This is a genomic window from Frigoribacterium sp. UYMn621, assembly GCF_040549525.1.
In the GTDB taxonomy this organism is placed as follows: domain Bacteria; phylum Actinomycetota; class Actinomycetes; order Actinomycetales; family Microbacteriaceae; genus Lacisediminihabitans.
In genome coordinates, this window is sequence record NZ_JBEPTM010000004.1 from 76,624 (window position 1) to 89,056 (window position 12,433).

Here is a 12,433-nt window from a genome sequence, read left to right on the forward strand (position 1 = left end):
GGACTGCACTGGCCCCCAAAAGGGGCACATGTCACCATCGTGAAAACGAGCCTTCCTGAGCGCATTGGATAGGCTCGGAGCATGGCTGAGTTCATCGAAGACTGTGACGTTTATGCTGCCTCCTCCTATGCCGTCGCCGTGTCACACGGGCATCGCGTGAAGCAGAAGATCGATCTCAAGGCACGGGTCGACACCGCCACCGGCGAGGTCACGTTTTACGTTCCTCTGGACAAGATCGACACGCTGCGCGACTGATCGCAACGGTCGCTGTTCGGCGAAGCCGGGGGATTCCCTGCGGTCAGTCGATGGTGAGGGCCTCGAGCGACGCTAACGGCACGATCCCTTCGGCTTTCGCTCTCATCCTCGGGTCCACCGATACGAGCGCATCGGCCTGGAAATTCGCAACAGCGAGGTATTCGGCATCGTAGGTCGAGTCCCAGTCGTGCTCGCGGGCGATCCGCCGGGCGGTACGACGCGACACGCGGTCGCCGAGAAGGCGCATCGTCAACTCGGTCATGCGGTCCTGGTGGCGCAGAGCAACATCCTCGTCCAGTTCGCCGCTTCGCACCGCGGTGAGGAGCAGAGCCAGAGCCTGGGAGCGGATCACCGTGGGAGCGACCAGTTGGTGCTGCCGACTGACCGGAATGTCGACTGCGACGAGGTGCAGGAGGGTGGGGGCATCGATGGCGTACCGAGACATGCTGGCACCCTAGCCGCGTCTGTTCGCGGTGGGCAACGAGTCGAGCCGGTATGGGGAGGGTTGTCCCGTGCTCGCGATTGTGTCAATCACATCGTCAGCGGCATCCGCGAGACAGGTGTCTCATGGCGCGTTTTCGTCGTGCCGGTGCGACCAGCGTCGCACGGCCTTCTCCGCCTCGACGATGATCAGCACTGTGGAACCCACGGCAATACACACCAGCCATTCCCAGAAATTCAGTGGCGTGAGCCCCAACAGTCTGGCGGAGAACGGCCAAGTCATGACGGCCCAGTGAAGCGCGAGGGCGCCAAGGGACGTGTACAGGAGCGGCTTGTTGGTGAGCAGTCGGAGTTGGAAGAGGGACTTGTTCTCCGCCCGGGAACTGAAGACCTGGAAGAAGCTGAGCATCACGAACATTGTCAGAGCGAGGGTTCGCGCGTGCGTTTCGGGGAAGCCGACCCTCAGGTCCATGATGAAGCTCAAGAGCACAGCCAGGGCCATCCACGCTCCCGTGATCCCGGCTCGGAACCAGAGCGTTCGCGAGAGGAGGCCCTCGGAAGGAGGCCGTGGCAGCCGGATGAGTTCGTCGCCCTCAGCCGGTTCGAAGGCTAGGGCGATGTCTTGGACACCGTTGGTGACCACGTTCATCCACAACATCTGGACCGGCAAGAACAGTAACGGAGTGCCGGCGAACACGCTCAGGGTCACCGCCACCAGTGCAGCAGCGCCGGTTGAGAGCAAAAAGTAGGTGGTCTTCCTGATGGCGGCGAAGGTGACTCTGCCTTCCTCAACCGCGTGCACGATGGTGACGAAGTTGTCGTCAGTCAGAATCACATCCGCGGCCTCCCGGGCCACATCTGTACCCGACCTTCCCATCGCGATGCCAATGGTCGCCGCCTTCAGAGCCGGGGCGTCGTTGACGCCGTCGCCCGTGACGGCGACGATCTTGCCGACGCTCTGCAGCGCGTGGACAATCCTCAGCTTGTCCTGCGGAGAGACCCGGGCAGCCACACTGGTCTCTTCGAGACGCGCGGCGAGCATGCGGTCGTCCAGGGTCGCCATCTCGGCGCCGGTCAGGGCGGGCCTGCGAGTCGACATCCCGAGCCTGCCGGCGATGGCCATCGCGGTCACGGGGTGGTCGCCGGTGATCATCATCACCGAAATCCCGGCCCGCCGGCACTTCTCGATGGCCTCGGCCACTCCCTCGCGAGGCGGATCGGTCATCCCTTCCATGCCGAGGAAGGTGAGGCCTGATGGCGCGGGCAACGGGTGGCCGAGTTTTTCGTCGTCGGCGACGGCTCGGGAGCCGGTGGCGATGACCCGCAGCCCCTCCCTGCCCATCTCCTCGTTGGCCGCATGGACCTGAGAATGGTCGAGAGTACGCGTGCCATCCGGATGCGCCACCGCCACGGCAGCGTCCAGCAGCGCTTCCGGAGACCCTTTGACATACAGGGTGCGACGCCCATGGGAATCGGCGTGGACAGTCTGCGAATACCTCAGGTGAGGTTCATACGGCTGGTGGGCGAGCGGGTCGGCTGTGCGGTCCTGTTCTGTGATTGCACCCCGCGCCACGGCGATCTTCGCCATGGCGGCGTCGACGGCGTCACCGGAATATTCGGCGCCTTGCTCGGCGGAGAGGGTCGCCTCGTTGGTCAATGCACCCGCCCGCAGCACGGCCCGTACGAGCGCCAGCTTGACCATCCCGGCCTCTTCGTTCGTGGCAGACAGGTCGAGGAGGCCTGCGGTAGTCCAGATTCTCTCCACGGTTAAGCGGTTCTGGGTGAGCGTCCCGGTCTTGTCGGAGCCGATGACGTTGGTCGACCCGAGCGTCTCGACGGCGGGCAGGGTGCGGATAATGGCATTGCGTCTCGCCATCCGCGAGACGCCCAGACTCAGCGCGACGGTGAGGACGATGGGCAGGGACTCGGGAATGGTGGCCACCGCAAGCCCGACAGCCGTGCGGAACATGAGCGACGCATCGTGACCGAGAACGAGCCCCGCGATGAAGATAAACACCACGGTAACGAGAATGATCAGGCCGATCCGCCGCTCGAGACTGTGGGTCAGCAGTTGCAGGGGCGTCTTTCCCGGCGGTTCCTGGATCAGGGCGTTGATTTCCCCCAGCGCCGTTCCTGCCGCGGTCGCGACGACGAGGCCTTTCCCGCGGCCATTAGCGACGAATGTGCCGCTGAAGGCAATGTTCGACTTGTCGGTATCGCCGACGTCGACTGCGAGGGGTTCGATGTGTTTGGTCGCGGCGAACGTCTCGCCGGTCAACATCGACTCATCCAACTGGAGACTGTTGGCTTCGACGAGCCGAAGATCGGCGGGGACCCGCTCTCCGCTCTCCAGCAGCACGAGATCCCCTGGAACGACATCACGCCCAGGGATGATCAGTTCCCTGTCGTCACGCAGTACTCTGCAGGACGGTGTGGACATCGATTTGAGTGCCTGGACATCGGCTTCCGCCTTGCGCTCCTGAACGAAGCCCAACGACGCGTTGATCGCGAGGATCAGGAAGATGGCCCCGGAGTCGACCCAGTGCCGCTGCACGAGCGTGATCAGTGCCGCGACCAGCAGGATGGCGATCAGAGGGCTAGCAAACTGGCGCAGAAGCACGCGCCACCGAGGAGTTGAGCCCGCGAAGGTCAACTCGTTCGGGCCGGCGTCGGCCAACCGCCGGGAAGCCTCGGCAGAACTCAAACCACGCGGTGTCGACGACAACTCCGCAAATGCCGCGTCGACGCTAAGACTGTGCCAAGTTGTCGGCGTGCGCACGACGTCGGACGAATTGATCGACCGAGCGCTCATGTGTGTCAGTCTTCATGATTGCTGGAGCCAGAGCAATGCGCCTGCTACTCCTCGGTGGTCGGTTGCCCGCCGGGCTCCCGGCGACGCGACGGCGATTGATCCTGCCGGTGGCGTTCATGCCGGGGATATTCATCGCGTTGCCGAGACGCGCACGCTTCGTCGTGGCGCTGTCACGAACGATGGGCGCGATGATGTTAAGAGTTGCTGGAGTCAAACTCGCGCGTCTCACCAGGATCGAGCCGAACGGCCTTTCCCGCGACCATCACCGTGATCGGCGCGGTTCCACCCGGGTAAACGGATAGGCGCAGCAGGTCCGAATCCACTGTCACACGGATAAGTTGTTGCTGGAACGAGAGCGTGAACTCGATCTGTTCGACCTCCGGCGGAAGAACGGGGTGCAGCCACAGCATCCCGTCATGCAACTCCAGACCGGTATAGCAGCGCGTGACCATGTCGATCGATCCGGCCATCGCACCCACATGCACTCCGGTGTGGGTGGTGCCGCCCTGGACGTCGTCCAGGTCGCTCTCGAGCGCCTGAACGAGGAAGTCCCAGGAACGCGCGCGGTCGCCGCGCGCTTCCACCCACGAGTGCACGACGTTGCTGAGGGTTGAGCCATGGCTGGAGCGTTCCCGGTAATACTCCACGGTGCGCGGGATCGCCTCAGCCGGAAAGTCGTAACCGAGCCCTCGCAATACCTCGCGAAGCTCGTCGGCGCTGAACAGGTAGAGGAGCATCAGCACATCCGCCTGCTTGCTGAGCTTGTAGTTGTTGGTGGTGTCGCCCTCGCTGGCCAGGATGAGGTCGAGACGGCCGATCGCTCCGTAGCGCGCGCGGTAGCCGACCCAGTCAAACTCCTCCAGCCGTTCATAGCCCTCGAACTGGCTGATCACACCGTCGGCGTGGAATGGCACGCGTAACCGGCTGCCGATGAGCCGCCACCTCTCGGGCTCTCCGGGACGCAACCCGACCCGGTTCCACACCTGGTCTGCGTACCTCGGCAGGAGCAGGGTGACGGCATCCGCCGCCCGCTGCATCACCCAGGCTGCAAGCACGTTCGTGTACGCGTTGTTGCGAATGCCCTCACCAGGGGCATCCGGATACCCGTCGTGGAACTCATCCGGGCCCATCACGCCCGAGATGTCGTACCGGTCGGCCGCCTCGTCGTGCACGGCGATACTGGCGAAGAATCTGGCGATCTCGATGATCAGCTCCGCGCCTTGGTCGGCAAGGAAGCTGATGTCGCCGGTGGATTCGTAGAACTTCCACACGCTGAACGCGACCGCCAGGCCCACATGCCGCTGCAGGCGCGAGTTATCAGGCATCCAGTCGTTGTCGCGAAGGTTGAATAATTCGGTGGGCGTCTCTTCGCGCCCGTCAATGCCGCTCTGCCACGGAAACATCGCCCCCTCGTGGCCAGCCGCCTTCGAAGCCTCCCTCGCCTCGTCGAGCCGACGGTAGCGGTAGCCGAGAAGCGCCCGGCTGATCTCGGGGCGGTGCATGGACAACGTCGGGTAGACGAACATTTCGTCCCAAAAGATGTGACCGCGGTAGCCCTCACCGTGCAGCCCGCGGGCCGGCAGTCCAGCGTCAAGATCAGCCGTAACGGCAGCGACGCTCTGCAGCACGTGGAATGTGTTGAGGTTGAGTGCCAGCTGCTGGCGGCCGTCGGTGAGCTGTGGATCTGTCTTCAGCAGCACAGTGAAGTCGTTCCACAGCACCTGCCAGGCGCTTTCGTGCGCGGCGAGGAGTGACGAAAAGGCGGGCAGTCGTCGCATCCGGCTGGTGGCCGCGAGCGTGGGCGACGAGATAGCCCGATCGCGCGAACTGCTGACAACCACGACCTTCTCGACGGTCAACGGATGTCCCTCCGCTATCTCCAGGGTGATTTCGTGTGCGATCCAGCCGGCAGCGTCCGTCAGCAGAGTTCGGGGCGCAAACTGCACCAGTCCGTCGCCGAGTACCCGCGTGCGAGCAGCCATGACGATGTGAATTCCCGACTGAGAGGTCTCCATTTCGAGCATCACGGTGTCCGCATCCGGCTCGGCGGTGGCACGTGGCACCAGGTGTGTATCAGCCAGCAGGCGGTACTCGGGCACGTTGCGGTTCGCGACGCGACCTTCCAACGCCGAGCGCACAATAAGCGGACCGGACCAGTTTTCGGCCTCGAACGTGGCCTCGAGGCCGGCCACCTTGCCGTCGTGCTGCGATACGAAGCGCTGCTGGGTTATGCGTGTGATGCGCCCCGCAGAGTCCCGGGTGCGGAAGGCACGGGTGAGCACGGCACGACCGAGGTCTAGGGTTTGCTCGTAGTCGAGAAGCTCGGCCGTGTCGACATCGAACCAGGTATCCGCGTCACCTCGATTCTCGTCACCGCCGATGCGAAACGTGAGGGGTAGCCAGTTCGGACAGTTCACCAGGCTTTCGTCTTCGGTGCTGCTGTCGTTGACCTGCGTGCGAAGCCGGTTATAGACGCCGGCGAGATAGGTGCCGGGGTAGTGCGGAGAAGTGGCATCGACCTCCGGCGCAGCACCGCGCGTCGCCCAATAGCCGTTGCCCAGTGTGCACAGAGCTTCCCGCAGCGGCTCCGTCGCCGGGTCGAATCCGACGTAGCGCAGCCTCCACGGGTCGTTCTCGAATTCAGCCCCCGCCCGGCCGGGGAGAGCCGTGGCGAGGCGGGTGTCGAGGTCGCTCAGGTCAGAAATGATCAGGTGGGCGCCCGCGGCGCGAAGCCGCTCGTCCGCGCCCCACCGGCTCACCCCGATGACCCAGCCGAATCCTCCATTCGATGCCGCAGTGACGCCGGCCTCTGCATCTTCGAGGACTACGATTTTCGCAGGGGTCACGTGCAGCTGGCGTGCCGCCTCGAGGAAGGTGGCCGGGTCAGGCTTGCCTGGCAGATGCATCCGCAGGGCGTCGGTGCCGTCTACGGTCACGTCGAACAGGTCACCGAGTCCGGCGGCATGCAGCACCCGACGGCCGTTCCGGCTCGACGTGACTACGGCGGTCGGGATGCCCTGAGCCCGGAGTCGATGCAGCAGCGTCACGGCGTCGGGGTAGGCGCTCACCCCGTTGGTGTCGAGCTGCTGGTCGAAGAAGTACTGTTTGCGAGCGGCCAAGGACTGCACGGTGGGGGCTGTCGGTGTGGCGAACACCCTCTGTTCGGTCCCCTCGGGAAGGCTCACGCCACGAGAAAGGAGGAAGGTGCGCACGCCATCCTCGCGCGGTCGGCCATCAACGCTGCGCCGATAATCTTCAACCTCGTCGAAGGGTATGGCCTTCGGGGCCAGTAGAGGTAGCACCTCGTCGAACAGCCGCTTCCACGCGGCGGCGTGAACGACAGCGGTCTCGGTAACGACGCCGTCCATGTCGAAGACGACGGCCTCGTAGCGTGTCATCGACTTCGGATGCTGGGCCACGGCAGCCATTCTAAGAGTCGGGTATTCAGTGGACGCGGCTGCCGGTCGGCCCACGTGTCTAGCGGCTCTAGGTAAAGGAGCTCAGGACTCCGAGGGGACCATGGGTAGCTCGGCTCCGTAGTTCCACGAGAGGATGGCCGGCTGCTCGCGGTAGAAACTGAGCACGGACACCGACCCGGCATCCAGAGTGATCTGGGCCCCGAAACGTGGGGCCATTCGCAGAAAAACGGCCGTCAGGATGCGCAGAAAGTGACCGTGCGCGATGAGGGCGACATCCCCCTCCGCCATCGCGGGCAGCACTCGCGTGAGAACACGCGAGGCGCGCGCGGCGACCTCTTCCACCGTCTCGCCTGGCGTCCGTCCACGAATCACGCCGTGGGTGAAAGCACTCCAGTTGTAGCCGAGCTCGTTGCGGATGTCGCGCGAGGTACGCCCTTCGTATCCGCCGTAGTCCCATTCCACGAGGAGCGGATCGATGTCGGCATGCAGGCCCGCCAGTTCGGCCGTCCGCTTCGCGCGCTGCAGAGGCGAGCTCAGAACCAGTGAGAAATCGTAGCCAGCGACCAGCTGACCTGCGCCGCGGGCAAGTTCCTCACCTCGAGCAGTGAGCGGAACGTCCGTGAGTCCGGTGTGGCGTCCTTCCTTGGACCACTCCGTCTCCCCGTGGCGCAACAGGACCAACTTCCCCGAAGGGTTATCGGGAGCGGGACGTTCGGGCAGCGGATCGTTTGTGAGCATCCTCCAACCGTAATCGCGATCGCCCGCACCTGGCCAAGCCATTGAAACTGCCCCAGTACAGCGCTCAGTTGAGATCGCCTACAAACCGGACGATGAACGCGAATGGGCAGGCATCGCTGGGGAATCGTGTGTCCAGTTGGTCGCCGTGTCCGTAGGACCCGCCCTCACGAGATTCCCAGGTACGTCAATCGCGACACGGTGGTCGTTCATGGACCGAGGCAGAAGCGCCCGCAAGTCGGCTTGTCCGGTTTAGGCGGCAAAATCCGAAATGAGTCGGCAGGCGACAAAGTGTGTCGCGTGCCCCACGAGTGTGGATCAATGGTCATGTCCGGACGGCGGAATTTCCGGCCTGTTCGAGTCGGGACGATGGTAATTTTCGCCCGCATGCTCCGGACACGCGTGTGATGTTGCCAAGCGCGGTCCTCGTGCGTATGACGCCCGCTCATCGGGCTTCATCTCGGGACACCTATCCGGGCACCCAGCTCCCCGCTGATTGCCCGATGTCGATAACCGCGAGTAAACGTCCGGTCATGGTCCGGCTTGCGGATTTTCGAAATGGGCGGACCTAACATGTTGCCCGGGAGGTCGTTGGGTGACGGACTCCATCGTTCACTCGACGTCAAGCGGGTTCCCCACAGGGCAGGCCCGTTCGACCTGTCCTTCGCTGATGAGGCCTCGTACGGACCGTGCGGGAAACCAGTCTCCGTTTGAGGAAACAAATTCGTCCTGACTTGGAGTAGCCGTGTCGATGGTGAAGCCGAAGTGAGTCCAGCATGACTCCAAGTTTTTGGTGAGGTAGGTGTAGAGATAGCGGAGTTCGGCTGGTGTTCGGGGAGGTGCTGGCCTGCTGCTGTGCTGGACGGAACACACGTATAGCGCCACAGCGTAGGCGGTGGCTTGGCCTTCGGGAACCGGCGCGGTTGTGCTAGTGGGTCCGCTCGGCATCCACCCCTTTTCTCCTTTGGCCAGAGTCGCTTTATATCCAGCGTTCCTCACGCACTCCACCAAGGCAGAAAATAGGGGCCCGCCGCTTGCGTAGGCAACCAGTTGCACAGCAGGGCGGATGGCAGAGGGATGCTGCGCCACGAGAGTCGCCCATTCCTTGTCGGCCTTCTCTTGACGAGCAGTCTCTGCTTCAGCGTCAGACAGCAACGGTCCCGGCGGAGGCTTCGCACCCAGATCCGGTTCTGTGAAACCCTCCACTGGGACCGAGGTCTTTGTAGATCGTGGCGTTGCGTGGCCGCTGCTTGTTGCGGAGGTGCAGCCCGCCACCGCGAGCAGCACGATGCTGGCAACAGCCACGGCAAACGCAGCTCCGCGTGAAGCTCTCTTGATGACATCTGCCGACCGGCGTGTACTCAAGAGAGAAGTTCTCTCAGCCGTACTCGCGCACGCGAGTAGCGCGCTCGTGCTGCTTCCGGCTTCAGTCCCAGGTGGGCGCCGGCCTCCGCGACACCGAATCCGTCCCACGCGATCAACATCACCAACTCCCGGTCATCTTCCTTCAACTGATCGAGCGCGCCTGCGAGGCCTGCCGCGCCTTCCTCCACAGGCGCCACAGAGGTGACAGCGAGCTCCTGCTTGAGTCGCTGGCCTAACGCGGATTGGCGCATTTGCCCGCGCCGATGATTGGCCAACACATTCCTGGCGATACCAAAGCTCCATGCCCGAACCTCCACTTCCGCGGTGGGGAGTTTGTGCTGTTGCTGCCACAAGACGACCAAGGTTTCCGAGAGACAGTCGGCGGCATCGTCGGTAGGGGTGACTCGCCGAAGGAAATAGGACAGCAGCGGCTGCAAAGTTGGCTCAACAGCTTCCTCGAAGGCGCGATGCGTTTCCAACGCGCGCGCCGTTTTCCCGGGGGCTTGATTCGTCGCACTCACTTGTGAGCCCCGCGAGATGAGTCGCACGCGTTAGCGATTTGCGCCTCAATGACCTTGATCGCATCGCCGGCTTCCGCGCCGGCCGCGAACTGCTCCTGCATTTGGACCAAGCCGCCACCATCACCCTGGATGAGACCCGGCCATTTCGTTTCCGCACGCATCACTGACGCCGCATGGTTCTGCGCGGTCGTGTCGCCTTTCTTGTGCGCCACCATCCACGCGTCGGTCCAGGAACAGTAGGCCACGTTCTCGAACATCATCTCGACGCCGCTTGCCTCCATCGTTCCGCCGTTGTCATGAAGCCGCGCCGTGACGGTGGAGATCACAGACTCTTTGGTGAGGGGTGCTGCCAGCGGCAACCAGTCGGGGTAGACACTTTCGACGTAAAGATCGAAGTCCGACTTGGTGGTGTCGATGAACTCGCTCGGACTCTTGCCGCACTCGGTACCGCTATCGCAGGACCGTCCAGTTTGGGCAAGGAAATGCGATACGACATCAGCGGCCGCCGGCAACCCGATCGCTGCCGATAGCACAATCACCCCAGCGAAACCAAAACCGAGCACCTTCCGGCGGCGACGGCGGATTGTGTTCCTCCGCCCGGGGACACCCGCATCCTGCAGAAGCGCTGCAAGGGTCTCCTCCGAAACGACATGCGATCGCGCGGGGTCTGAGATCGCGAGAAGGCGATCAAAATCCTCATCATTCACTTTCATACGGTGCTCCAAAGTTGGCCATTACCTAGTACATGTCCGAAACCAGCCCAAACGTGACAAGACATCCAGAAACTATTCAGAGCAATTGGATTTCGCCGTTGGCGGACGATCCCAGGGATGAAGCCTTGACCGCCCGGGATGTAACGGAACGAGTCGATTCGTTCCATGGCCGCGAGATGTCGGATTGCTTCGGTCGGAGGCGGGAGCGGCATTGCCACGATCCGCAGCCTCCCACCGCCCACGAGTGCAGACGAGCCGCCTGGGTGATTTTCCTAACGGCAGGAGCGTGCTTCGCCGCCACCATTCTTCTTTACATCGCGATTAGCCAGTTCGACTACCACCAGTTTTTTGTCCCCGGGCGTGTGCTCGTCAGCACCGCTGTCTGGTTCCTGCCCTCTCTGACTATCTTCCTGGCCGTGCTCGCCGCGAATGCAAGTGCGTGGAGCATAATCCTTCCTGGCCTGGCTCATCTCGGCCGAGCCCCACGGCTCGTCTCGACCGCTGCGTTGGTGGTTTCGTTCACGATACTTTCGCCCATCGTCGTTGCCACGCTCATGCTGGCAGCTTTTTACCCGTTGGCCAGGCTCTGGTACTAGAAAAGTCGCTGGCTGAAGAATCACTCGGCCAACCTGCAGTCAGGCGGCCGGAGCTGACATTCACGTCGATAAGCTCTGGGGCGTCACTCTCAATGCCGCGTTTTCGGATTCGTAGCGACCTGCATCGAACCAAGTCGTGGTCAACGTTCCACTTACGGGGGGGACCCAGCGGTGGATCCGTGCGCGTCTTCGCGATGCCGTCCTCAACGCAGTGCCATCATGGAGTGAGCGGGCGAAAGTGGACCAGCCATGACGGCGAGGAATGTGGTGAGCCAACGCACCGACGCAAGGGGGTCAACCACCGGCCGTCCGCATGTCGTGTGGTTCGCTGCGGGATCAGCAAGCGCCGCAGTGACCGGTGGATTATTGGCAGCGCTCTACATCACATCGGCTATCGGCTGGTCGCTGGAAGGCAGATCGCCGGGCTCGGGGTGGCTCGGTATCGTCATGGGAGTTGTTGTCGGCGGGATCGTCGGTGGGATCGGGATCGGTATTCAGCGTCGGGCGTCGATTCCGCGGGTGAGCGCACCGCTGATCGCTCTGGCACTACTGGTGCTGTTGGGGATCATTGTGTGGGTGGTGCTTATACCGTTCGACGCGAACGGAAGTCTCCGGTACGGGGTGGCTGTGATAGCGTCACTCGTCACGATCGCCACCGTCCTCGGGACCGCAATTGTCGCACTGACCAACTCGGCGCTGTGGCTGCGCGTTGGTGGTATGGCCAGCGCTCTCATCGCTGTTTCATTGGTGATTGGCCTACTGCAAGGCGGGTAGTGCCTGTTGATTCCATGAGCCGGTCATCGTTCCCCTTGCGATCACGACACCAGTAGCGCAACCTCGTTGCATGAGCACAACCGAAATGCCTCATCCTCTGTCGCGCAAGGATGCTGCGGCACTAATTGGAATACTCGCAGCGTTCTCTGGGGAGATCATTCTCGGGCAATTCAAAGACGAACAACTCGCTCCCATCGGAGACCGAATGACAAGAGACGAGCTGCTCCCGCCAGGGGCGTCGCAAGGAGAAATGCTCCAGAGCCTCGCGGACTTGATCGAGCGTATTAGAGCTGCGCTCGGCGAATATGACTCACCACCCTTTACCGATCACGTCATTTGAGGTTCCGTTTGCGGGCGGCCACTACCGACGAAAAGCGGTCTCGAACGCGAACGCGAACACGAACCTGCGTAACTTGCCGTCCACTCATCGTCCCCCGTATGAGCAACTGGCAACGGGCAACTTTCGGAGAGTGTGGGCATGTCTTGTGCGTCTTGTTGCCCGCTGGCACAATCCAATAGTGATTCGTCCTCGAACCGTCGTTACCGTGATGATCGTCGGTCTGGGCATCGCGACAACTGCCGGCTGCGCGTCAGAGCCGGCTCCAACCCATGATTGGTCTGCTCGCATGACCGCCCTCCTCAGTGATCCTGGCGGGCAGGGGGGTGCCGGCGGAGATCTCAGAGTTGACAAGGGGGCCAAAAGTGCTCGGGGGACTGCTGAACTGGCCAGCGTTCCCACTGGTGAGTACGACGTTCTCGCAGTGTGTACCGGGGCTGGAATTGTTCACATTGCAATCGAGAG

Annotated in this window: 10 protein-coding genes; 4 read left to right on the forward strand and 6 right to left on the reverse strand. The window is 62.8% G+C overall.

Going from position 1 to position 12,433, the window contains the following annotated elements; translation table 11 throughout:
* Positions 1 to 81 precede the first annotated feature (81 nt).
* On the forward strand, positions 82 to 255 hold the full coding sequence (locus ABIB54_RS08705) for a hypothetical protein (protein WP_354575132.1): 174 nt from the start codon (positions 82 to 84) through the stop codon (positions 253 to 255).
* Between the two features lie 43 nt (positions 256 to 298).
* Here ABIB54_RS08705 and ABIB54_RS08710 read toward each other — a convergent pair whose 3' ends face one another.
* The 6 genes from ABIB54_RS08710 to ABIB54_RS08735 all read right to left on the reverse strand — a co-directional run bounded on the left by ABIB54_RS08710 (position 299) and on the right by ABIB54_RS08735 (position 10,261).
* Positions 299 to 700, reverse strand: coding sequence for a type II toxin-antitoxin system VapC family toxin (locus ABIB54_RS08710; protein WP_354575133.1), 402 nt, complete (start codon positions 698 to 700; stop codon positions 299 to 301).
* Between the two features lie 120 nt (positions 701 to 820).
* Positions 821 to 3,508: a cation-translocating P-type ATPase gene (locus tag ABIB54_RS08715; RefSeq protein WP_354575134.1), complete on the reverse strand. Its 2,688-nt coding sequence runs from the start codon at positions 3,506 to 3,508 to the stop codon at positions 821 to 823.
* 194 nt (positions 3,509 to 3,702) lie between these two features.
* On the reverse strand, positions 3,703 to 6,936 hold the full coding sequence (locus ABIB54_RS08720; RefSeq protein ID WP_502917107.1) for a beta-phosphoglucomutase family hydrolase: 3,234 nt from the start codon (positions 6,934 to 6,936) through the stop codon (positions 3,703 to 3,705).
* Positions 6,937 to 7,008: 72 nt separating this feature from the next.
* Complete coding sequence (locus tag ABIB54_RS08725; RefSeq protein ID WP_354575136.1) at positions 7,009 to 7,665, reverse strand: histidine phosphatase family protein; 657 nt, start codon at positions 7,663 to 7,665, stop codon at positions 7,009 to 7,011.
* A 1,358-nt stretch (positions 7,666 to 9,023) separates the two neighbouring features.
* A complete protein-coding gene (locus tag ABIB54_RS08730; protein ID WP_354575137.1) occupies positions 9,024 to 9,548 on the reverse strand; it encodes an RNA polymerase sigma factor in 525 nt (174 codons plus the stop codon).
* A complete protein-coding gene (locus tag ABIB54_RS08735; RefSeq protein WP_354575139.1) occupies positions 9,545 to 10,261 on the reverse strand; it encodes a hypothetical protein in 717 nt (238 codons plus the stop codon). Before ABIB54_RS08735 ends, ABIB54_RS08730 begins: the two co-directional genes overlap by 4 nt.
* Positions 10,262 to 10,293: 32 nt before the next feature.
* Here ABIB54_RS08735 and ABIB54_RS08740 point away from each other — a divergent pair, with 32 nt between their 5' ends.
* The 3 genes from ABIB54_RS08740 (at position 10,294) to ABIB54_RS08750 (ending at position 11,971) form a co-directional block, all read left to right on the forward strand.
* Positions 10,294 to 10,857: a hypothetical protein gene (locus tag ABIB54_RS08740; protein WP_354575140.1), complete on the forward strand. Its 564-nt coding sequence runs from the start codon at positions 10,294 to 10,296 to the stop codon at positions 10,855 to 10,857.
* 267 nt (positions 10,858 to 11,124) lie between these two features.
* Entirely contained in the window at positions 11,125 to 11,631 is a 507-nt protein-coding gene (locus tag ABIB54_RS08745) for a hypothetical protein (protein ID WP_354575141.1), read from the forward strand.
* A 70-nt stretch (positions 11,632 to 11,701) separates the two neighbouring features.
* Positions 11,702 to 11,971: a hypothetical protein gene (locus ABIB54_RS08750; RefSeq protein WP_354575142.1), complete on the forward strand. Its 270-nt coding sequence runs from the start codon at positions 11,702 to 11,704 to the stop codon at positions 11,969 to 11,971.
* Positions 11,972 to 12,433: the final 462 nt, after the last annotated feature.

Bases quoted from the DNA above. Each gene is read 5' to 3' on its own strand.
- ABIB54_RS08705 (WP_354575132.1), top strand. From the start codon at position 82: ATGGCTGAGTTCATCGAAGACTGTGACGTTTATGCTGCCTCCTCCTAT.
- ABIB54_RS08710 (WP_354575133.1), bottom strand. From the start codon at position 700: ATGTCTCGGTACGCCATCGATGCCCCCACCCTCCTGCACCTCGTCGCA.
- ABIB54_RS08715 (WP_354575134.1), bottom strand. From the start codon at position 3,508: ATGAGCGCTCGGTCGATCAATTCGTCCGACGTCGTGCGCACGCCGACA.
- ABIB54_RS08720 (WP_502917107.1), bottom strand. From the start codon at position 6,936: ATGGCTGCCGTGGCCCAGCATCCGAAGTCGATGACACGCTACGAGGCC.
- ABIB54_RS08725 (WP_354575136.1), bottom strand. From the start codon at position 7,665: ATGCTCACAAACGATCCGCTGCCCGAACGTCCCGCTCCCGATAACCCT.
- ABIB54_RS08735 (WP_354575139.1), bottom strand. From the start codon at position 10,261: ATGAAAGTGAATGATGAGGATTTTGATCGCCTTCTCGCGATCTCAGAC.
- ABIB54_RS08740 (WP_354575140.1), top strand. From the start codon at position 10,294: ATGTCCGAAACCAGCCCAAACGTGACAAGACATCCAGAAACTATTCAG.
- ABIB54_RS08750 (WP_354575142.1), top strand. From the start codon at position 11,702: ATGAGCACAACCGAAATGCCTCATCCTCTGTCGCGCAAGGATGCTGCG.